This window comes from Rufibacter soli, from assembly GCF_054781795.1.
This window is the reverse complement of the sequence record NZ_BAAGTS010000003.1, coordinates 63414-85270: the sequence shown is the minus strand read 5'-3', so window position 1 is coordinate 85270 and position 21857 is coordinate 63414. Positions and strand designations below refer to the sequence as shown.

Annotated in this window: 19 protein-coding genes; 15 read left to right on the top strand and 4 right to left on the bottom strand. The window is 54.5% G+C overall.

What is annotated here, in order from left to right; translation table 11 throughout:
* Nucleotides 1-82 precede the first annotated feature (82 nt).
* The gene (locus ACYVJQ_RS13770; RefSeq protein ID WP_460893681.1) at nucleotides 83-1270 is read right to left on the bottom strand and encodes a class I SAM-dependent rRNA methyltransferase; all 1188 of its coding nucleotides are present in this window, start codon (nucleotides 1268-1270) and stop codon (nucleotides 83-85) included.
* A 170-nt stretch (nucleotides 1271-1440) separates the two neighbouring features.
* Between ACYVJQ_RS13770 and ACYVJQ_RS13765 the strand changes: the two genes are divergently transcribed.
* The 7 genes from ACYVJQ_RS13765 to ACYVJQ_RS13735 all read left to right on the top strand — a co-directional run bounded on the left by ACYVJQ_RS13765 (nucleotide 1441) and on the right by ACYVJQ_RS13735 (nucleotide 11974).
* Complete coding sequence (locus ACYVJQ_RS13765) at nucleotides 1441-2427, top strand: dipeptidase (protein WP_460893680.1); 987 nt, start codon at nucleotides 1441-1443, stop codon at nucleotides 2425-2427.
* Between the two features lie 218 nt (nucleotides 2428-2645).
* The gene (locus ACYVJQ_RS13760) at nucleotides 2646-5420 is read left to right on the top strand and encodes a TonB-dependent receptor plug domain-containing protein (RefSeq protein WP_460893679.1); all 2775 of its coding nucleotides are present in this window, start codon (nucleotides 2646-2648) and stop codon (nucleotides 5418-5420) included.
* A 160-nt stretch (nucleotides 5421-5580) separates the two neighbouring features.
* Nucleotides 5581-8298 carry a carboxypeptidase-like regulatory domain-containing protein gene (locus ACYVJQ_RS13755; RefSeq protein WP_460893678.1) on the top strand — a complete coding sequence of 906 codons (2718 nt, stop codon included), beginning with the start codon at nucleotides 5581-5583 and terminating at the stop codon, nucleotides 8296-8298.
* A 91-nt stretch (nucleotides 8299-8389) separates the two neighbouring features.
* Nucleotides 8390-9463: a peptide chain release factor 1 gene (prfA, locus tag ACYVJQ_RS13750; RefSeq protein ID WP_460893677.1), complete on the top strand. Its 1074-nt coding sequence runs from the start codon at nucleotides 8390-8392 to the stop codon at nucleotides 9461-9463.
* A gap of 153 nt (nucleotides 9464-9616) precedes the next feature.
* Nucleotides 9617-11038 (top strand): hypothetical protein, encoded by a 1422-nt coding sequence (locus ACYVJQ_RS13745; RefSeq protein WP_460893676.1) that lies wholly within the window; start codon nucleotides 9617-9619, stop codon nucleotides 11036-11038.
* Nucleotides 11039-11047: 9 nt separating this feature from the next.
* Complete coding sequence (locus ACYVJQ_RS13740) at nucleotides 11048-11470, top strand: secondary thiamine-phosphate synthase enzyme YjbQ (protein WP_460893675.1); 423 nt, start codon at nucleotides 11048-11050, stop codon at nucleotides 11468-11470.
* 204 nt (nucleotides 11471-11674) lie between these two features.
* On the top strand, nucleotides 11675-11974 hold the full coding sequence (locus ACYVJQ_RS13735) for an antibiotic biosynthesis monooxygenase family protein (protein ID WP_460893674.1): 300 nt from the start codon (nucleotides 11675-11677) through the stop codon (nucleotides 11972-11974).
* Nucleotides 11975-12524: 550 nt separating this feature from the next.
* Here the strand turns inward: ACYVJQ_RS13735 and ACYVJQ_RS13730 are convergent.
* Both ACYVJQ_RS13730 and gpmI read right to left on the bottom strand, forming a co-directional pair.
* Nucleotides 12525-13115, bottom strand: coding sequence for a hypothetical protein (locus ACYVJQ_RS13730; protein WP_460893673.1), 591 nt, complete (start codon nucleotides 13113-13115; stop codon nucleotides 12525-12527).
* Nucleotides 13116-13277: 162 nt separating this feature from the next.
* Nucleotides 13278-14813: a 2,3-bisphosphoglycerate-independent phosphoglycerate mutase gene (gpmI, locus tag ACYVJQ_RS13725; RefSeq protein WP_460893672.1), complete on the bottom strand. Its 1536-nt coding sequence runs from the start codon at nucleotides 14811-14813 to the stop codon at nucleotides 13278-13280.
* A gap of 143 nt (nucleotides 14814-14956) precedes the next feature.
* On the opposite strand from gpmI, the gene ACYVJQ_RS13720 reads away from it, so the two are divergent.
* The 8 genes from ACYVJQ_RS13720 (at nucleotide 14957) to ACYVJQ_RS13685 (ending at nucleotide 20292) form a co-directional block, all read left to right on the top strand.
* Nucleotides 14957-15358, top strand: coding sequence for a DUF4783 domain-containing protein (locus tag ACYVJQ_RS13720; protein WP_460893671.1), 402 nt, complete (start codon nucleotides 14957-14959; stop codon nucleotides 15356-15358).
* A gap of 146 nt (nucleotides 15359-15504) precedes the next feature.
* The gene (gene nadC / locus ACYVJQ_RS13715; protein ID WP_460893670.1) at nucleotides 15505-16362 is read left to right on the top strand and encodes a carboxylating nicotinate-nucleotide diphosphorylase; all 858 of its coding nucleotides are present in this window, start codon (nucleotides 15505-15507) and stop codon (nucleotides 16360-16362) included.
* 144 nt (nucleotides 16363-16506) lie between these two features.
* Entirely contained in the window at nucleotides 16507-17124 is a 618-nt protein-coding gene (locus ACYVJQ_RS13710) for a YcxB family protein (RefSeq protein WP_460893669.1), read from the top strand.
* Between the two features lie 27 nt (nucleotides 17125-17151).
* Nucleotides 17152-17445 carry a hypothetical protein gene (locus ACYVJQ_RS13705; RefSeq protein ID WP_460893668.1) on the top strand — a complete coding sequence of 98 codons (294 nt, stop codon included), beginning with the start codon at nucleotides 17152-17154 and terminating at the stop codon, nucleotides 17443-17445.
* A gap of 87 nt (nucleotides 17446-17532) precedes the next feature.
* The gene (locus tag ACYVJQ_RS13700) at nucleotides 17533-17817 is read left to right on the top strand and encodes a heavy metal-binding domain-containing protein (RefSeq protein ID WP_460893667.1); all 285 of its coding nucleotides are present in this window, start codon (nucleotides 17533-17535) and stop codon (nucleotides 17815-17817) included.
* A gap of 61 nt (nucleotides 17818-17878) precedes the next feature.
* Nucleotides 17879-18613: an SAM-dependent methyltransferase gene (locus tag ACYVJQ_RS13695; RefSeq protein WP_460893666.1), complete on the top strand. Its 735-nt coding sequence runs from the start codon at nucleotides 17879-17881 to the stop codon at nucleotides 18611-18613.
* Nucleotides 18614-18618: 5 nt separating this feature from the next.
* Nucleotides 18619-19404: a ZIP family metal transporter gene (locus ACYVJQ_RS13690; protein WP_460893665.1), complete on the top strand. Its 786-nt coding sequence runs from the start codon at nucleotides 18619-18621 to the stop codon at nucleotides 19402-19404.
* 213 nt (nucleotides 19405-19617) lie between these two features.
* On the top strand, nucleotides 19618-20292 hold the full coding sequence (locus ACYVJQ_RS13685; protein ID WP_460893664.1) for a DUF2939 domain-containing protein: 675 nt from the start codon (nucleotides 19618-19620) through the stop codon (nucleotides 20290-20292).
* Between the two features lie 131 nt (nucleotides 20293-20423).
* Here ACYVJQ_RS13685 and ACYVJQ_RS13680 read toward each other — a convergent pair whose 3' ends face one another.
* Nucleotides 20424-21791 carry a deoxyguanosinetriphosphate triphosphohydrolase gene (locus tag ACYVJQ_RS13680; protein WP_460893663.1) on the bottom strand — a complete coding sequence of 456 codons (1368 nt, stop codon included), beginning with the start codon at nucleotides 21789-21791 and terminating at the stop codon, nucleotides 20424-20426.
* Nucleotides 21792-21857 lie beyond the last annotated feature (66 nt).

The following is a 21857-nucleotide window of genomic DNA, read 5'->3' as shown; positions in this document are numbered from 1 at the left end:
CAAATTGCCGGGATTTCTGTTTTCTATCAATTATTATAAGTCTTGCTACGTGCTACGCACTACTTGCTACCAAGCGAAGCGCCTACTCCACATACAACACCAACCCCTTCAAATACTCTCCCTCCGGGTGGAAGATACTGATGGGGTGGTCTGCGGGTTGGGAGAGGTGGTGCATGACTTTGACGTTACGGCCGGCTTCAATAGCGGCGGCCATGACAGTGCTCTGGAACAGGTATTTGTCTACCACGCCTGAGCAGGAGAAGGTGAAGATAATGCCGCCGGGTTTGATCTTGGCAATCGCATCGGCGTTGAGGCGTTTGTAGCCCATGAGCGCGTTATGGCGTACTTTCTGGCTTTTGGCAAAGGCTGGTGGGTCCAGCACAATCACGTCATAGAAGTTTTCGCGGCCTTTCAGGAAATCAAAGGTGTCCAGGGCGAAGGCCTCGTGGCGGTCCTGTCCGTTGTTCAGTTCGGCGTTTTGCTCGGTGAGCACGATGGCTTTTTTGGAAACGTCTACGGAGTGCACGGTTTCGGCACCGGCATTCAAAGCGTAGATGGAGAAGCCGCCGGTGTAGCAGAAGGTGTTGAGCACGGTTTTGCCTTTGGAGTAATGCGCCAAAAGCTCGCGGTTCTCCCGCTGGTCAATGAAGAAGCCGGTTTTCTGCCCCGTTACCCAGTCCACCAGGAACTTGTTGCCGTTCTCAGTGACCACGTGTGGCACGGGCGTCTCGCCAATCAAGTATCCGTTTTGGCCGTGTTCGGTGCCTTTGCCCGGAAGGGTCTCGGCGCTTTTGTCGTACACGGCCGTTAATTTGCCGTCATACACTTCTACGAGCGCCTGCGCGATCTGCTGACGCACGTGGAACATGCCCACATTGTGCGCCTGCAGCACGGCGGTGTTGCCGTACACGTCTACAATAAGGCCGGGTAGGCTATCGCCTTCGGCGAAGATAAGGCGGTAAACATCAGTGTCTGGGGTATCCAGGAAGCCTTGCTCGCGGCGGTAGTCCACGGCGCGCTGCACGCGGCTCTTCCAGAAGGCGTAGTCTGGCTCCACTTCCTCAAAAGAGAAAATACGCACGGCAATAGAACCCGGCTGGTAGTGGCCAATGCCCAGGAACTCGCGGCGGTTGGTGTACACGGCCACGATGTCGCCCTCCTGAATGCCTTCCTCTATCTTTTTGATAGCCCCTGAAAAAACCCAGGGGTGGAAGCGTTGGAGGGAAGTTTCTTTGCCTGCGTGCAGTATGATAGAAGGAAGTGTTGCCATAGCCAAGGTTTGCGCCGAAAGGGCAGCGCGTTTTGTATTGTTTCTGCAAAATTCGGCAAAAAATCCGGCTTTGTGGTGAGGGGCATCCTACTTCTTCGTAAACTACCCCAAACTGCAGTCTTACTCTCTTCATTCATTCAATCTCTCAATCATTCAATCCTTCAATTAACATGAGCCTCCCCGTCATAGACCTGCACTGCGACCTCACCGGCTACCTGGCCTGGATACCCAGGGGCACCCCCATGGACGTGGACCTGATTGGCTGCGCTATTCCGCATTTGCAGGCGGGGCGGGTACGGCTGCAGACCATGGCCTTCTTTACGCCCACCGAGCCCGGCAGTGCCGCCTTCACCTTAAAGCAGGCTCAATTGTTCAAAGAGACACTCCTAGGCAATGGAGAGGTATTTGCCCTGGTACAGCCAAAGGGATTAGAAGCGCAGATGATGCACGGAAACCGGGTGGCGGTGGTAGCAGCCATTGAAAACGCCTCTGGCTTGGTGGAAGAAAATGAACCGCTGGAACTGGCCTTCACCCGGCTGGAGCAACTCATAGCGCTGGCCGGGCCGCTGCTCTATATCAGCCTCACGCACGTAGACGAAAACCGTTTCTCAGGGGGCAACTTTACCCCGGGCGTGGGCCTCAAACCAGACGGTAAGGAACTTCTACGGTATCTTAGTGGGAGGCGGATTGCCATTGACCTGGCCCATACCTCAGACGCCGCCGCGTTTGATATCCTGACCTTCATTGACCAGCACAACCTCCATATTCCCGTCATCGCCAGTCACTCCAACTTCCGGGCGGTCTATGACAATGCCCGTAATCTGCCCGCAGAACTGGTGCAGGAAGTAGTGCGCCGCGAAGGCCTGATTGGTATGAACTTCCTTAAAAAGTTTGTGCATCCCACGCAGCCTGCGGTTTTGCTGGAGCACATAAAGTACGGGTTGGAGCATGCGCCCAAGGCTATCTGCTTTGGGGCAGATTTCTTTCAGGAGTCTGGCATCATGGAGGGAGGGGAATCCAATTTCCATCCAGAGCACCGCAACGCCACCCGGTACCAAGAAATCCTTCAGGAACTCCTGCAACAGTACCCGGCAGAGGCAGTGGGCGCAATCAGTTACCGCAATGCGCTGGCGTTTCTGCAGAGGCTTTGGGCGTAATCTGGTAGGGGCACAGAAAAATTTCTAAAACTGTTTTAGGCCTGTTTTCAGAAATATAGGCTCAAAACGATATTTAACTCATAAGTAGGTACAGCAGGTAAAAAATAGGTTACACAGGGCCCGTTAATTTGGTCTGGACTGGCAGCACAATTCTTCAAAGTTTTAATTACATTTAAACACCCAAGTGCTGTCCAATTCTTTTATCCCCTGCTACACCCATGTCCCTTCGCGTGAAATTAAGTTACGGCGCCGCTTTCCTGCTGTTATTGGCCATTAGTGCCTTTGGCCCCAAGGCGTGGCAGGAAGCAGATACCCTTAAGCGCCTGATTGCCAAAGTTGCCCATTTTGAGAGCAATTACCCGCAAGAGAAAGCCTACCTGCACCTAGACAAACCCTACTACGCCGCCGGCGAAGACATCTGGTTTAGTGCCTACCTGGTTAACAGTTCAGACCATGCGCCTAGCCCCTTAAGCAAGGTGCTATACGTGGAATTGATTAACCCCCAGGATTCCATCTTCCAGCGGGTGGTCCTGAACATGCAGGAAGGCAAAGGGGCTGGTGATTTCACCTTGCCTGAAGATATCCCCGAGGGGCTTTACCGGCTGCGGGCTTACACCAGCTGGATGCAGAACTTCCCGGAAACCTATTTCTTCCACCAGAATGTGCAGGTCTGGAACTCCCGGGAAAGCGACCTGGTACCGGCAGCCAATTTCTCTTTCAAGCGCGCCGGCAAAGGAGACTCCGTGACAGTGCAGCTGGAGTTTGTAAACCATAAATCTGAGCCTGCCGGGCAATTGCCGGTTTCTTACGTGGTCAAGCAAGGCAGTAAAAAATCAGGGCCCCGCAAACTCACCACCAATGCCGCCGGAAAAACTAAAGCCACCTTCTTTCTGCCAGACGGTGACACCCGGCAGCACGCTCAACTAGAACTGGCCCTTACCACGGCGGCGGGCAAAACCCCAGTGCTTAAAAGCATGTTAGTGCCCTTGCCCACCAATAAACTAGATGTGCAGTTCTTCCCCGAGGGCGGAGCCTTGATAAGCGGTTTCTGGAACAACATCGGGTTTAAGGCCATAGACGCGCAGGGCTTGGGCAAAGACGTGCAGGGCGCTATTTATGACCAGGCCGGTACCAAAGTCACAGATTTCGCCAGCCTCAAATTTGGTATGGGCCGCCTGGGTTTCTTGCCCGAGAAAGGCAAGCAGTATGAGGCCCGCCTCAAGGCCGCCAATGGCGTAGAGACCCTGTACCCCTTGCCGCAGGCCCAGGAGAAGGGGGTGGTGATGACCGTAGACAATTCCAAGCCAGAGTTGGTGCGGGTGAAATGCTATACCGTGGGCTATGCAGACGGCGCAGGGAAACCTACGGGACTGCACGTGGTGGCCCAATCAAGAGGAGCGGTATTCTTTGGGGCCACCAGCGCCACCGGCCGAGACGTTTTTCAGGTAGACATTCCCAGGGAGAAGTTCCCCACCGGTATCTCTCAGATCACGCTCTTCAACCAGGCTGGCGAGCCCTTGTCTGAGCGCCTGCTTTTTGTAAATCAGAACCAACAGTTGCAAGTCTCCCTAACCTCAGATAAACCCACCTACAAACCCCGCGAGAAAGTAACGCTGCAGCTGCAGGTGAAAGACGCCGCGGGCAACCCGGTGGCCGGTAATTTCTCTTTAGGTGTCACTGATGCCCACTCCGTGTCCCCTAACCCGCATGCGGCCAATCTGGTGTCTTACCTGCAACTGTCCTCAGACTTGCAGGGCCATATAGAAAGCCCCGGCTATTACTTCTCCTCTACCCAACCAGAGGTGCTGCAAGCCTTAGATAACCTTATGCTTACCCAGGGCTGGCGCCGCTTTGTCTGGAAAGAGATTCTGCAGGACAAATACCCCACCATGACCTTCCCGCTGGAGCAGGGGTTGTCAGTGAGTGGTGTGGTGACCCGCTATAATAAGAAACCAGAGCCTAATGCGGTGGTGACATTGTTTGACGTGAATACCTTTAGGAACGCCCTGTTTACCCAGACAGATGCCCAGGGCAAGTTCTCCATTGCGCTGCCGCCGCTCACAGATTCCTCAAGGGTGGTGCTGCAGGGCCGTAACCAGAAAGAGAAAAGCCAGTTGCTGGTGAACATAGAAAAGCCGGAGCCCGCACAAGTATTCCCGCAGGTGCCCTTCGCGCCCGCCCCGGTCACTTTATCAGACCCGCAGTGGGCGTACCTGCGCATGAACCGCGAGCAGCAGAAGGTAGACCAATCAATGGGCAAAGGCATTCTCCTGGACGCCGTGACCATTAGGGGCCGCCGCGACCCAGACGCCAACCGAAGCCTAGCCGACCGCACCACGCTCCATAGCCGCGGTGATGTAAGCTATTCAGTAGGCTCAGACCGGTTTCCGCCGGGCTCAGATATCATTACCAGTTTGCCGGGTAGAACGCCGGGAGTGGCTTTTGTAGGCGGGCAGTTGGTGTTGCGCGGCTCTACTTCTCAAGCCTTTGATTTTGGCGGCGAAGGCGGGGCCAGCACCGGTGGCTCCACAGAGCCCATGTACTTGATTGACGGCGTACGCGCCGATATGGGAATGGTGCAGGCCCTGGACCCCACCGAGGTGAACCGGGTAGACGTGCTAATGCCCGGGGCGCCGTCGGCTATCTATGGGTCAGATGGCATGAATGGGGTGATCTCGGTGATCATGAAAACGCCGGGCACCTATACCAAGAAGCTAGATTCGCGTTGGCAAGGCGTAGCCCTGTACAATGGCCCGCGCTACCAGACTGTACGCCAGTTTTACATGCCGCGCTATGACAAGCCCTCAGAGGTCTACACCCCAGACTGGCGTACCACTATCTTCTGGAACCCTACCGTGAAAACCAATGCTGAAGGCAAAGCCACGCTCTCCTTCTTCGCCGCCGATGCCAAAACCACCTACCGGGCGGTAGTGGAAGGGTTCACGCCCAAAGGACAACTGGGCCAGGCCACGGCTTCTATGCAAGTGAAATAGCGGTACTGTCAGCAAAGGCCTGTTTTCTGTTTTGAGGGTGTTTTACAAAAAACGGCCCCAAAACAGAAAACAGCCCTTCTCCGCAGATACGGTGACTCACGCTTGGCTCCGGCTTCCACCTCTCCCCGCTGAATCCATAACACGCCCTGCTTTCTTTCCAATGTACTTCCAGAGAAAAACGCCTTTTCTGCTTCTTTTGCTGGCCGTAGTGCTGGCAGCGGCTTCTTCGTTTGTGCCTTTTGCCTGGCAAGACAGTGGACTGCTGCAAAAGCTGGCAGCTCGGCTGACAACCTACACCCACAACTATCCGCAGGAGAAGGTGTACCTGCACCTGGACAAGCCTTTCTACGCCGCCGGCGAAGACATTTGGTTTAAGGCCTATGTGGTGGAGGCAGAACAGCACGTGCCCAGCCCTTTGAGCAAGGTGCTGTACGTAGAACTCATCAACCAGGAAGACTCTGTCTACAGCCGGGTGGCGGTAGACGTGCAGGAAGGCATGGGCAAGGGAGACTTCGCGTTGTCAGATACCATCTCACAGGGCTTGTACCGGTTGCGGGCCTATACCAGCTGGATGCAGAATTTTGACGAAGGGTATTTCTTCCACCAGAATGTGAACATCTACAACCCTCGGGTAGAGGACGTGGTGCCCACCGTGGCCTTTGACCTGCAGCGCCACGGCGCGGGAGACTCCGTGCGGGTGCGGCTGTCGCTCAAAAACCACCGCGAGGAGGTGATTCCGCAGACTCCGTTTACCTTCCAAACCCGCCTGGGCCGGAAAACCTCTGGCAAGAAGAAAGGCATGACCAATCTGGGCGGCAAGGCCGAGTTTCGGTTTTTCCTGCCAGACGGCGCGGCGCGGGAGAACGCCCGGCTGGAAGTGACCATTCAGGAAGGCAAGCAGCAGTACCACCGTAACTTCCTGGTGCCGCAGGGCATTGATACCCCAGACGTGCAGTTCTTCCCTGAAGGTGGCGACTTGGTGGCCAATGCCTGGAGTATGGTGGGCTTGAAAGTGGTAGATGCCAACGGTCTGGGCAAAGAAGCCCAAGGCAGCGTTTTTGACCAGGACGGCCAGAAAGTTGCCGATTTTAAGACCCTTGCGTTTGGGATGGGCCGGTTTGGCCTTAAGCCCCTGCTAGGTAAAAAGTACCAGGCCCGCCTGAAAAACGCCCAGGGCACGGAGTTTACCTATCAGTTGCCCGCCGTGAAAGAGCGGGGCCTTACCATGGCCGTTAACCCCTTAAAAGAAGGCAATATAAGTGTAAGAGGGTTCCTGACCGGGTACGCAGACGGGGTGGGCCGGCCTAAAGCAGTGTACGTGATCGGTCAGACCAGGGGCAAAATCTACTTTACCGGCCAGGCCTCTATGAACAAAGACGTATTTGTGATGGAGGTGCCGTTTTCCACCCTTCCCACGGGCGTGTGCCAAATCACTATGTTTTCAGACACCGGTGAGCCCCTGGCCGAGCGCCTGGTATTTGTGGACCGGGCCATGAACCTGCACCTTTCCCTCACGCTTGAGAAGCCCGTCTACAAACCCCGCGAGAAAGTAACCATGCACTTGAAGGCCCTGGACTATTCCGGTAAGCCGGTGGCTGGTCATTTCTCGGTGGCCGTCACAGATGCCCAAAAAGTGGAACAGGAAACAGACGGCCCCACCATCCTTACCCACCTGCTGCTTACTTCAGATCTAAGAGGCCATATAGAACAGCCCGGTTATTATTTTTCCTCCCGGCACCCAGAGGCAGGCCTGGCCCTGGATAACCTCATGCTCACCCAGGGCTGGCGCCGGTTCCTCTGGCAAGATATTCTGCAGGAGAAAACGCCAATCTTGCCTTTCCCGCTGGAGCAGGCTGTGGCCGTAACCGGTAAAGTGCTCAAACTATCGGGCAAGCCCGAACCCAATGCGGCCGTGACGCTCTATGACCTTAGAAACCTGGGTAACATGCAAACCACCGCCACAGACGCCAACGGCAAATTCATGTTCGGGATCAAGGATATCAGTGACAGTTCACGGGTGGTGGTGCAGGCCAGAAGCCCCAAAGGCAAAAGCAGCCTGGAGGTGGTGCTGGAGAAGGGCCTGCCCCTCACGCTGGTAAAGCCCCAGGTACCCTACGCCCAAGCCCCGGCGCCGTATTCCCCGGCCCTGTGGGAGTACCTGCAAGGCAACCGCGAGCAGCTCAAACTAGACCAACTGGCCGGGAAAAGCATCTTGCTGAACACCGTGAACATTAGGGGCAGAAAGGACAGGGAAGAGGAAGATTGGTCGCGCAGCGGTCTCCATAACCAGGCAGACAAAACTTTCAAAGGAACAGACCTTCCCCCGTCTATGGATTTGATTTCCAACTTGCAGGGCCGGGTGGCCGGGCTGCAGGTAAGCGGCGGCACGGTCTCCATGCGGGGTGCCGGTGAACCCTTGTTTTTGGTAGACGGCATGCCCCTGGATGTTGACTACGTGCGATCCATTTCAATGAGTGAGATTGAACGGGTAGATATTTTGAAGCCGGGCCCCTCTGCCGCCATCTATGGGCTGCAGGGCGGAAACGGGGTAATCGCTGTCACCCTTAAGAAAGGAGCGTCAGTAACCAACGTAGACACCCGCTGGAAAGGGATTGCCGCCTACCAAGGGGTGCGGATCCAGCAGGCCCGCGCTTTTTACATGCCCCGCTATGATAAGCCCACTACTCTGGAAATGCCAGACCTGCGCACTACCATTTTCTGGAGCCCTACCGTCACCACAGATGCCAGCGGCCAGGCCAGCTTTTCTTTTTTCGCCGCCGATGCCAAAACCTTTTACCGCGTCCTTCTGGAAGGCGTTACAGCCAAAGGGCAGGCGGGACGCGCCGAGGCGACTCTTCAGGTGAAGGCGGCGTTTTAGGCCCGTTTTCAGAAAAAGAGGCCTAAAACAGGAGCACCTACATCCGCCGGAAATTTCGTATCTTTGCGGCCTGAATTAAGTAAAGGAGAAGATGTTAGATAAACTGGAAGCAATTAAACGGCGGTTTGAAGAGGTAAACGAACAACTCATTCAGCCCGATGTAGTTAGCGACCTCAAGCGATATAAGTCTTTGAACAAGGAGTTTAAGGACCTGGAGAAGATTGTGGCCGAATACGAGCGGTATAAGCTGTTACTGAGTAACATTGATCATACCAAAGAGGTGATCTCTACTGAGAAAGACGAAGATTTCAGGGAGATGGCCAAAGAAGAGCTGGACGAGCTGTTGCCGCAGCGCGAGGAGATGGAGGAGCGTATCAAGGAGATGCTCATCCCCAAAGACCCGGATGACAGCAAAGACATTATCATGGAGATCAGGGCCGGTGCCGGGGGCGATGAAGCCTCTTTGTTTGCCGGTGACCTGTACCGTATGTACAGCCGTTTTGCTGAAAAGCAGGGCTGGAAAATTGAGGTCATTGACGTGATGGAAGGCACCGCCGGGGGCTACAAAGAAGTAATTGTGGGCATCAAGGGCGAAGACGTGTACGGCAAGCTCAAGTTTGAGTCTGGCGTGCACCGCGTACAACGCGTTCCCGCCACTGAGACCGCTGGCCGTATCCACACCTCGGTAGCTTCTGTAGTAGTATTGCCAGAAGTGGAGGAACTGGACATTGAGCTGAACATGAACGATATCCGTAAGGACTTGTTCTGCTCCTCAGGACCAGGTGGCCAGTCGGTGAACACGACCTACTCGGCTGTGCGCCTGACCCACTTACCTACTGGTTTGGTGGCCCAGTGCCAGGACCAGAAATCACAGATGAAGAACTTTGACAAGGCCCTGGCCGTGTTGCGTTCCCGTATCTACGAGCAGGAATTGGCCAAGAAAAACGAAGCCGAAGGCGCCCAGCGGAAGAGCATGGTGGGCGGCGGCGACCGTTCAGACAAGATCAGAACCTACAACTACCCGCAGGGCCGCGTGACCGATCACCGCATTGGCTTGACTGTATACAACCTGCCCAGCGTGATTGACGGTAACATTGACGAGTTTGTAGAGCAGCTTCGTATTGCCGAAAACGCCGAGCGCCTGAAAGAAGGTGCCCAAGCCTAAGTTCTTATTATATAGAAAAGCGCAGCCCACGGGCTGCGCTTTTTTGTTTAAAGCGTTTTAAGCCCGTTTTTTAGAAAACAGCCCTAAACTGGCCTGTCTGGGAGAACGGCATTTGGCTGGCTACGTACATTGAACCTGCAACCTCTTTACATTTTGAGACACCCTCGCCTCCTGCCCTTTTTCTCCTTGAAAGCCCTGCTGCAAAGCCTGGCCCTGGTGTGCCTGGTGGGTTGGGGCCCAGGTGCCTGCACGCCCCGTGATGAGGAATTCACCCCAGATGCCAGCGCCCTACTGCAGTTTGAGGCAGACACGGTCACCTTTGACACCATTTTTACGGAGGCTAGTAGCGTCACCAAACGCCTGAAAGTCTATAACCGCAGTAAAAACGCGGTCCGTATCTCAGAAATAAAAGTAGGGCAGTTAGGTGCTTCCCCGTTTCAGGTGATCGTGAACGGCCAGCCGGGACCACAGCTGCAGAACGTAGAGCTACGGGGCGGCGATAGTTTGCTGGTGCTGGTCACGGCCACGCTTAAACCCACCTCCGCTGAAGGCCCGTTCCTGGTTAATGAATCACTTTTGTTCCTCACCAACGGCAACCAGCAGGAAGTAAAACTCTTGGCTTATGGCCAGAACGCTACCTATTACCGGAGCGCCACCGCGGGCTGCGCCGAGGTCTGGACCGCCGCCAAGGCGCACGTAATTTATGACTCGGTGACGGTGCCGGCGGGCTGTACTCTTACCATTGAAAAGGGAGCACAGGTGTTCCTGCACAGTAAGGCCAAATTAAAGGTGATGGGCACCCTGCACGTAACCGGCGAGCCGGAAAAGCGGGTAGTGTTCCAGCAGGTGCGCCAGGAGGAACGTTACCGCAACGCCCCCGGGCAGTGGCAGGGCCTGGAGTTTATCTCTGGGAGCCAGAACAACCAGATCCGTTACGCGGAAATCAAGAACGCCATGACGGGTGTGTACCTCAAAGCGCAGGGAAACAACGTGCCCCAAGTCACGCTGAAGAACGTGTTCGTGAAGAACATGCTGCAGCACGGTGTACTGAGTCATGGTGGCAACGTGCGGCTGGAGAATACCATCATTGCCAACTGTGCCGAGTATGCCCTGGCCGGGCTGGGCGGCGGCCGGTATGAGGTTATCTACAGCACGCTGGCCAACTACAGCTATGATTTTATCAGGGCCTCGCCCTCTTTCCTATTCCAGGAAAAGCTGGAGGCAGACAGTAAGTTGGTGCGGGAAGCCAAATACGTGGTGGAGGTGGTGAACAGCATTCTCTGGGGGCGGCAGGAAGAGGAACTGCAGTTCGGGGCCATGATCTTGGGCTCTAGTAGAACCGCCCGTTATTCGTTCCTCAGAACCAAGGCATACCAAACTGAGTTCTCCGGGAACGGCAACCAGATCAATGTAGACCCTAAGTTCAGGGATGACCCTAAGCTGGACTTCCAGATCATCAAACTATCGCCGGCCAATAAAGCCGCCACGCCTATTGCCGGTATTACGGTAGACTATGAGAACAAGGCCCGTGATGCGGCCACGCCCGATGTGGGGGCCATTGAAGTACATGATTAACGCTTGCCTATGAAATGGTTTCAGAAATCAATCAGGCTGCCGGCCGTGCCCCGCGGCTTCCATTTAATCACCGACCTACTAGAGGCGCAATTGCCCGAGCTGGAAGAGATAGAGATAGGCTTGGCGCATATTTTCATCCAGCACACCTCGGCCAGTTTGTCTATCAATGAGAACGCAGACCCCTCCGTGCGCCACGACTTTGAGCAGCACTTCAATAAGACCGTGCCCGAGAACGCCCCGTACTACCGGCACACTCTGGAAGGCCCTGATGACATGCCCGCCCACATCAAGGCTTCTCTGTTAGGCGCCTCCGTGACTATTCCCATTACCAAGGGCAGCTTCAACCTGGGCACCTGGCAGGGCGTGTACCTCTGCGAGCACCGTAACCACGGCGGCAAACGCACCGTACTGGTGACCTTGCAAGGAAAGTAACCCGAATCCCTTTAAGAGTAGCATATTACTCCGCACCATTCTGTATTAATGCTGTTTTTCCAAAAAGAGCCCTAAACTGAAGAAGCCTGTATATTTGCCACAAGGTCCTTTAGCTCCTTTATAACAGCGGTGGCTTGTCTCTGCTTCCGCTAAAGCACTCCCTATAACCGAGCCCCTCCCTGAGAAGCTCCCAACCAAGAACCTATGTTTATTGCCGTAAGTACCTTCACCATTGCCAATGACGTGGCCCCCGAAGTAAAAGAAGCCTTCATTAACCGGCCGCACCTGGTAGACAGCGCCCCCGGCTTCCAGCGCATGGAAGTGATGTCGCCGCAGGATAACCCCAATGAGATCTGGCTGCTCACCCACTGGCAAGACGAGGAAAGCTACCAGGTCTGGTACAAAAGCCACCAGTACCAGGACTCGCACAAAGACATCCCGAAGGGCCTGAAGCTGGTGCCCGGCAGTACTAAAGTTAGACTGTTCTCCTTGGTAAGCCGCTAAGCTAGCTTCTCTCCAGTTTTTGAACAGGCACGCCTTCCGTTTTTCCTTTTATTAAGGAGACGGAAGGCGTGCCTGTTTATGTAAGGAAAGAGTAGGCGTTACATTAAAATGCCCGGTGCCTCCTAGAGAGGGAATGATAGTGCGAAGGGAGTGCTTTTCTGTTTTGAGCCTGTTTTCCCAAAAATGGGCTCAAAACGATTCTGCCTAGATTGCCGCTCTTTCGCTAACCGCCTAATCACTCTTTGCTCTGTTTTGCTCTTCCGGAGTTCTACTTTTGCTCTTCCGGAGTTCTATTCTGGAAGTACCCGGCTGCGGAGTTCTACTCCCGAATAGCAAATTGAAGAACTCCCAAACAGCAAAGTACATTAACTCTTTTGTCATCCTGAAAGGATCTCGGTGGCGAACGGTATTGGCCTATAGCCAACGCTTTTCTACCCAGTCCACAAGGTCCTTTCAGGAGGACAAATGGGAATAGTGTAATTCGTCTTTCTTGCTATTTACCGCTTCTAGCCTGTTTTAAGCCTGTTTTCTGAAAACGGCCTTAAAACGTCTAGGGAAGGATAACGCCTTCAACGCCGTACTCGTCTGGTGACATGAACATCAGTTCCTGGGTTTCATCCAGGCGGTAGCGTTTTAGGCGAGGTGTTTGGTTGGGGCGGGCTTCCAGGTGCAGTTTTTTGCGGGTTTTGAACATGAGGTTCTCCTGCAGGATGAGAGCGTCTACCTGTACCAGCTGGCCTTTCGGGTCAAAGGTGTAGGTGGCTTCCTGGAGGTTGGTTTTGGCGTCTTCCTGCGCCCGGTAATGCTTTACGGTTTGCCCGGCGGCGTTAGTGGAGACCTCCTCGGAGTAGAGGCCCATGAGGGCGGGTTTGTTTAGGTCGGCGTCAGAGAATGGGGCCAGTTCATCGGCCCATTTAAGGGTAGAGAGGGTTTTGGTGTCTTTGGCCTTGCCGGTTTCGTAGACCGTTTTGGTTACTTTGGGCTGGGCCTGAGCCAACGCTTTGGCCTCCTGGTTCAGAAATCCTTCCATGTCATAAGCCTGTTTCACCCGGGCGGCCCTGGAAGCCGCGGTGGGCTCTTCCTGGCAACTACCCATTGCCAAGGGGAGGCATAAGCAGATAAGAAAGTAAATGTTCTTCATGGAGACGGGTGGCTGAAAAAATGAGAAGCCCTGAAATTGCCGGGGAACTGCCACCGGCGTTTTGGGCCTGTTTTAAGGAAAACGTGCTGAAAACGAAAACGGATGAAATTCTAGGGAAACGGCTTCTCCCAGGAATTCCATCCGTTCCTTCTGGTTTCTGGCTTACGCCGTGGCCGGGATGAGCAGCGAGGTACCGGTCATCTCTGCGGGCGCGGGCAGGCCTAGCAAGGCCAGCACCGTTGGCGCGATGTCGCCTAGCTTGCCGTCCTGCAATTCGCCTTTGTAGTCATTGTCGGCCAGGATTACCGGCACCAGGTTGGTGGTGTGGGCGGTGTTAGGCGAGCCGTCTGGGTTGCGCATCATGTCGGCGTTGCCGTGGTCTGCAATGATGATAGAGGCGTAGCCATGCGCCAGGGCGGCGGTGACTACGGCGCCCATGCATTGGTCTACGGTCTCTACGGCTTTCACGGCGGCCTCAAACACACCGGTGTGGCCTACCATGTCTGGGTTGGCGAAGTTCAGGCAGATAAAGTCGGCAGTCTCAGCCTCAATTTCTGGTATAATGGCGTCCCTGATGTCAAAGGCGCTCATCTCAGGCTGCAGGTCATAGGTGGCCACCTTAGGCGAGGGGCAAAGCAGGCGTTTCTCTCCTTTGAACGGTTCCTCGCGACCCCCGGAAAAGAAGAAGGTCACGTGCGGGTATTTCTCGGTTTCAGCAATCCTAATCTGGGTTTTGCCGGCTTTCTCCAGCACTTCGCCTAGCGTGTTGGCCAGGTTGTCTTTGTCAAAGATGGGCTGCACGCCTACAAACGTGTCATCATAGTTGGTGAGCGTATAGTAACGCAGGCTCAACGGGTGCATGTCCTGTTCGGGGAAGGCGCGCTGCGTGAGGGCCTGCGTGATCTCGCGGCCACGGTCGGTCCTGAAGTTAAAGCAGATCACTACATCACCTTCCTGGATGTGGGCCAGAGGCTGACCGTTTTCGTCCAGGCACACAATGGGTTGGATAAATTCATCGGTCACGCCTTCGTCATAAGACTCCTGCAGGGCCTCGGTCCAGTTCACGGCCGGCCGGCCTTTGCCATTCACCAGCAGGTCATAGGCCAGCTTCACGCGCTCCCACCGGTTGTCGCGGTCCATGGCGTAGTAGCGGCCAATAATAGAGGCCAACTTTCCGCCTGTGGTATTCAGGTGCTGCTGCAGATCGGTTAGGTAGGCCAGGCCGCCTTTGGGGTCGGTGTCGCGGCCATCAGTGAAGGAGTGCACATAAACGTTAGACAGGCTTTGTTCCTGCGCCAGGCTGCAAAGGGCCTTTAAATGCTCAATGTGGGAGTGTACGCCGCCGTCTGAGACCAGGCCAATAAAGTGCACCGGCTTGTTGTTCTCCCGGGCAAACCGGAAAGCATCTTGCAGAACCGGATTGGTGCCCAGGGTCTTCTCCCGGATGGCTACATTGATCTTGACCAGATCCTGGTAGACGACGCGGCCGGCGCCCAGGTTCATGTGACCCACTTCAGAGTTGCCCATCTGGCCTTCGGGCAGACCAACGGCCTCTCCGGAGGCTTGCAAACGCGCATGCGGGAACTGGTGGCCCAGAGAATCCATGAAAGGGGTATGGGCATGGGCTATCGCCGATACGGAAGGGTCGGTGCCCAGGCCCCAACCGTCTAAGATCATCAAAAGTACCTTCTTACTCATGCGCGTAAAGATACACTTCCGCGTTGAAAAAGCAGGCGTTGCCCTTTGATTCTGTAGATTTCCTGTATCTTTAAGGGGCTGAACTAATCTGTCTTTGGCATAGTTTTGGCATACAGTGAAGAGAACTTGCTTACAATAAAGACATGAAAAATTTAAAGAGATTGGTGGCGATGACCGTGGTGCTGTTGGGAATGCTGGTAGGAGCCGGACAGGTAGCTGCTCAGTCTGACGTGATGGGCGGTATCCAATCTGCTATCAAATCTGGTTCTTCCCGTGACTTGGCCCGGTATTTCAACACCAAGGTAAACGTGATCATTGACGGCGATAACGGCAATTACAGCCAAAGCCAGGCCGAGATGGTGGTGCGCAACTTCTTCAGCAAAAACCCGCCGGCAGATTTCAACTTTGACCACCAGGGTGGCTCAGAAGACGGCCAGCGCTACGCCATTGGTAAATATGCCCACAAAGGCGGCCGCTACAATGTGGTGGTAAAGGTGAAGAAATACGGTGATGCCTATAAGATTGACACTATTGAGTTTAAGTAAGACGGACCGCACTTTAGTAAGACAAAAGACAGAAGAATAGCCTTAGAAGTAGGGCTTTTGTCCTATAGATGAAATATAATGGCCCCGTTTTGGCCTATTCCTGCAAAAGGCACCGATTGTTCGGTGCCTTTTTTTATTTTTGCACCGTGAAAGCTCCCTACCTTACCCAAGATGCTATCAAAGCCTTTATTCGGCAGGCCCTGCAGGAAGACGTAGCCGATGGCGACCATTCGTCGTTGGCCGCTATTCCGGAGAGTGCCAGCAACCAGGCCAAGCTGTTGGTGAAGGATGAAGGCATACTGGCCGGGGTAGAACTGGCCTGGAAGATTTTCCATGAGGTTGACCCCACGCTGCATCTGGAAGTGCTGCTGCAGGACGGCGCCCAGATCCATTACGGAGAGGTGGCCTTTACCGTGCATGGCAAGGCGCAGTCTATCTTGACCGCCGAGCGGCTGGTGCTGAACTGTATGCAGCGGATGAGCGGCATTGCCACCTACACCCGCAGCCTGGCCAAAATGATTGAAGGCACTGGCGCTAAATTGCTGGATACCCGCAAAACCACCCCTAACTTCAGGATGATGGAAAAGTGGGCGGTCTTGATAGGCGGCGGCACCAATCACCGGTTTGGGTTGTTTGATATGATCATGCTCAAAGACAACCACGTGGATTACGCCGGGGGTATCACCCAAGCCATTGACGCCACGCACAGATATTTGGAGAAACTGGGCAAACCGCTCAAGATTGAGATAGAGACCCGTAACCTGGACGAAGTGCAGCAGGTGCTGGAGACCGGCGGCGTGGACCGCATCATGCTAGACAACTTCAAGGTAGACCAACTGCGCGAAGCGGTAGCCTTGATTGGCGGTAAGTTTGAGACCGAGGCCTCTGGCGGCATCACCGAGGAAACCATCCGGGCCGTGGCCGAGACGGGCGTGAACTATATCTCTGTAGGCGCACTCACCCACTCCAACCGCAGCCTGGACCTTAGTTTAAAAGCGTTTTAATTGATATAAGATTTAAGACGCAAGACATAAGACAAAGAATAAAAACAAAGGATTGGGCAAAAGAGAGAAGGAGAAGTTGGTGGAGCAGAAGTCTTACATCTTGTGTCCTGAGTCTTATGTCCTTTTTATTAAGTAGAGTAAATTATGCAACAACCAAATCAACGAGGAGGACAACGGGTTACCCAACAGCAACCATTCAACCCGCTGGCTATCCGGACCAAGAAGAACCAGGTAGATAAAAACGACTACGCCAAGATAGCTTTGCTGCAGGTCTGGAAGAAAGAGTGGTGGCGGGCCCTTATTCCGTTGGTGCTTTTCTCTTTGCCGGCGGCTTTTGCCTTCTCCTGGTGGTGGGTAGCGGGTGCTGTGTTGGTGACCGTGCTCTATGTGCTGGTGCGTTCTGCCCAGGTGATGGGGGTTACCCAGATGGAACAGAGCAGCGTGCTGTTTGAGCGGGTGAACTATGAGATTGACCAGCGCCAGATCCTCATCAAACGCAATGACCGCGAGGGCATGGCCCTGCAGTGGGACATGATTGAGCGCGTGACCCAGAACAAAGACTCGTACTTCCTGTACCTCAAAGGCCCCTCCGCTGACCAGTTACCGGGTGGCTTTAAAGGGTGGCTGGCTAAGAACTTCAACGTGCCAGTGTTTCTGCACCTGCCGTTCCGTATCTTTAACAGCCCCAATGACCTCAAGCTCATGGACTCGCTGTTGCGCCGTAAGAACTTTATTCCCACAGAAGCGTCTAAAGTAGCTTAATTTGTTTTTGATATAACTTCCTTGAAAATGATAAAAAATACCCTATCCGTTTTAGCCGTGGCCGGTACTCTTCTGCTGGCTTCCTGCAGCAGCAACCCGTCTGACTTGCGCCCTGGTGTAAAAGTGTCTGTTGATACCGTGCCTCCTGGCATGCGTAACAACACGTCTAACATTGACAATAGCAGTAATGACGAAGAGGTAACCCGCCCAGACACACAGGTGAACCATGACGAGCACGAGAAAAAAACCAAGCCGGGCAGCGATAAGGAAATAGACCCTTCTCAGAAAGCTACCCAGAAAGAAGCGGTAGAGAACCACTAATCGTCCATTCAGCGTGAAGCCCGTTTCTGGCCTGTTTTTCGGTAAACAGGCCAGAAACGGGCTTCGGCGTACCTTTTGCTTTTAGACATGAAAAAGACCTTTTTATCCTGGGCTTTTGCCCTTACGGCCCTTGTAACCGTTTCTTCCTGCTCTTCTTCCACCAAGGAGCAACCTGCCGCTGAGGCTACCGCCCCCGCCCAGACAGAAGCCGCCGCAGACACTTCTGCCGCTACCCAGACCGGACAGATGGCCTATATCTGCCCTATGGAGTGCGAAGGCAGTGCCAGCATGAACCCCGGTAAATGCCCGGTATGTGGCATGGACCTGGTAAAGAACCCGGCCGCCACCGCAGGCCCTAACGGAGCTCAGTAAGCCCGGGCGTGGCCACTGGCCGGTAGCCACGCGCTTACGCTTTACTTCTTACCCCATTGGCATGACATCACCCATTGATTGGTTCAGTACTTGGTTTGATTCTCCCTATTACCACCTGTTATACAAAAACCGTGACGCCAATGAGGCCCAACGGTTTATGGACAACCTGTTGGATCACCTCAAGCCCAAGCCGAACTGCAAATTAATGGACCTGGCCTGTGGCAAAGGGCGCCATGCCATCTACCTCAATGAGAAAGGCTATGACGTGACCGGCCTTGACCTTTCTGAGCAGAGCATTGCCTTTGCCAAACAGTTTGAGAATGAGCGGCTGCGCTTCTTTGTGCATGACATGCGCGAGGTGTTCCAGCCAGACACGTTTGACTTTGTGCTGAACCTGTTCACCAGCTTTGGCTATTTTCAGGCGGATGCTGAGAACGTGGTGGCCTTGCGGGCTACGGCGGCTTCTTTGAAGGTAGGCGGCAAGCTAGTGATAGATTTCATGAACACCCGCCGGGTGATTAACCGCCTGGTGGCGCATGAGGTGAAAGAAGTAGAGAACATCACCTTTCACATTACCCGTAAACTGGAGGCTGGCTTTATCATCAAGACCATTAGGTTTGAGGACCGGGGGCAGCCTTTTGAGTTCATAGAGAAAGTACGCGCGCTGGAGTACGAGGAGTTTCTGGAGTACTTCCAGATGGCCCAGCTGCGGGTAGGCGAGGTGTTCGGGGATTACCACCTGAAGCCCTTTGACCCTGAGAAAAGCGAGCGTATGATTTTCATCCTGAAGCGATAACCCACATGATAGTAGCGGTTTCCGTTCTATTCTTTACCGTTCTGCTGGCCGGTTGGCTGGTCCGTTTTCTGCCCCAGCAAAACCAACGCTGGCTTAAGATGCTGCTGGCGTTCAGTGGGGCCTACCTTTTCGCGCTCACCATTCTGCACATTCTGCCAGACGTGCTGCTCAGCACAGATGACCCGCACCGCGTGGGGTTTTATGTGCTGGCCGGCTTTTTCCTGCAATTGGTCTTAGAGGTGTTTTCCCATGGGGTAGAACACGGGCACATTCACGCGCACCCAGCCCGCGAAGGCCACCAGCACCGCCACGTAAGTACGGTGCCCATCCTATTGCTGGTGTCATTGATCATCCACTCGTTTCTGGAGGGCAGTATTATGGTACAGAGCCGCATGGCCGCCCAACAGGCGCATGAGCACCTGCATCACTCTCACGTAGGCGACAATTTCTATACCATTCTGGCAGGTATTGCACTGCACCACATTCCGGCGGCCATTGCCTTAATGTCTGTGCTGGTGGCCCGGCTGCATAGTTTCAAGAAGGCATTTGCGTACCTGCTGCTGTTTGCGGCGGCGGCTCCGGCAGGACTGTTGTTCAGCAACTACATTGCCCTGGAGAAGCTGCTTTCCGGCGAGGCCTATACCGTTCTTTCAGGGTTAGTGGTGGGTAACTTCCTTCATATTTCCACCACCATCTTGTTTGAGTCCAGCCCAGAGCACCGATTTAACCAAGGCAAACTGTTGGCCACCCTGGCCGGTGCGCTGTTGGCGGTTGGGGCCGGAATGTTATAAACATAGAAAAGGAGCCTGGGTGTTTTAAGGCTGTTTTTAGAAAAACAGGCCCAAAACGCCCAAGCTCCTTTTGGCTTAGCCCATTCTTTAATCCCCACTTTCAGGTTCTTTCTGGGGGCTACAACATTTCCTGTAAAAGCAAGTATCTAAAGCAGACCCAAACTGGCGAGGAGTTTCTTGCCGGACTATTAAGAGGCGTCTAACAGGTTTCCTATGAAGAGAATAATGGCGTTGCTCTCCGTGCTGGTAGTCATTGGGGCGGTAGGGTTCTGGCTCTATAAACGGTATGCCCAAGGGCCGGAGTACTCCCTGTACCAGATCAAGCAGGCGGTAGATAACCGAGACATGGCGGCCCTGGAGAAATACGTTGACGTAGACCGTACCACGGCCAGTTTCCTGGACCAGGCCATGCAGGCGGGTATGGCCGAGCTTCCCCAGAAGCAGCAGGCCGTGGCGGCCATTGTGCTGGGCATGGCCATGGCCTCTAAAAAAGAGCAGGTCTTGCAGGCGCTGCGCGAAGGCATTGAACAGTATGTAGAGAAAGGAAGCACTGGGCAGCAGGCCCCCAAAGGCGTGAATACGCAGGAATGGGAACAGTTGCAGTCAGTATTGCCCTTGCAAAAACTGCTGGAAGAGAACCCGCTTATCAACAGTAAGCTAGAGGGAATTACCTACGTGAACCGGCAAGACTCCCTGGCCGTGGTAGGTCTTGACCTGCGCATGCCCTCCCAACCCAAACCGGTTATTGTGGAAGTACAGATGGTGGACAAAGGCACCTATTGGCAAGTCATTGGTTTACCCAACGCTGGCCCCGTCCTGAAGCAACTGGGTTTGCTGGAAACCATGAAACAATTGCAGAATATGCCCCAGTTAAAGCTGAAGTTGTAGGAGAAGACCGCTTGATGTGTGAAGCACCAATCTGCTTTCTGTTGTTTTAAGCCTGATTTCATGAAAACGGGTCAGAAACGCAATCTGCCCAAAATGCTTGGCAGCGTCTAACCTTCCATTCCCCGTAAACCCTAATACATCTTAGGCAAATCAATCCCCCTTATCTTCCTGAACAGGCTGATGGCGCTGCTGTCTGTGAGGCCCGAGATGAAGTCTGTGATGTTGAGGATCTTCTCATATTTATCTGAAGAAAGCTGGCGCTGCGGCCCCAGGAACTGATCGGGCACCAAGTCCAGGTACTTACGGTGGCGGCCGGCGTTGGGGTCAAACACGGCCTGCAGGAACGCATCCAGAAGGCCGCCTAGTACCTCAAAGCCCGCGGCTTCAATCTCCAGCACTGGCCGGTGGCGGTAAATGCGGTCAATAGACACTTTCTTGATCTCGTCCAGGGCCGGTTTCTGCGCCACCAGATTAATCAATGATTGGTCAAAGGTGCCGTTCAGGATGGCCTCTTCATGGTCCAGGAAAATACCGGCGCACTCATAGATAAGGTTGCTGATAATACGGGCCCGCCAGAGGCCCAGCTGTTCGCGCTCATCATGGAACGTGATGCTGGAAGGTTTACCAGCGGTCTCTTTCAGAAGAGGCTGTAACAGCGCCTGCGCCTGCTCAAATGGGATGAGGCCCAGGCGGCAACCGTCTTCAAAGTCAATGATGCGGTAACAGATATCATCGGCGGCTTCCACCAGAAAGGCCATGGGGTGCCGATGAAACGCGTTCTGGCCCGCGGGTAGCATGCCCAGTTCCTGCGCTATCTTGGTGAAATGGGCCTGCTCGGCCTGGAAGAAACCGTACTTTTTCTCGCTGGCATTTTTGGTGCCTTTAATTACCTGGTCAGCGGGGCGGGGGTATTTGGTGAACGTGGCCAGGGTGCTGTACGTGAGGCGCATGCCGCAGGAACCGCTGCTCTGGCCGGGGTGCGTGTGGGTAAGAATCCTGAAACCGGCGGCGTTGCCCTCAAAATTGCGCAGATCTTCGGCCTGGGCCGAGGTAAGGTCCTGCAGAAAGCCGAGGGCTTCCGGACTTCTGAAATAGGCAGAGATAGCGTCTTCCCCGGAATGCCCGAAGGGAGGGTTTCCAATGTCATGCGCCAGGCAGGCGGCCGCCACCATATCCCCGAAGTCAGACTCCAGCATGCTGGGATGCGCTTGCAGAATGGCGGGGTGGCGCTCTAGAATAGTTTTGCCTACCAGACGGCCCAAGGAGCGCCCAACGCAAGAAGTCTCCAGGCTATGGGTAAGCCGGTTGTGCACAAAGTCACTCTCGGGCATGGGCAGCACCTGGGTTTTGTTCTGCAGGCGCCGGAAAGGCGTGGAGAACACCAGGCGGTCATAGTCGCGCTGGAACTCCCCGCGCACGTCCTCATCAGTGGCGTATTGCGGGGTTTGGGCATCAAAGCGTTTCTTGGAGATCAGGCGCTCCCAGGTCATTTGTGGCATGGCTCAAGGCAAAGCCCTAAACTACGGCCGTCCTGCGTCCAAAGCAAGCAGAAAGTATACCCAAGG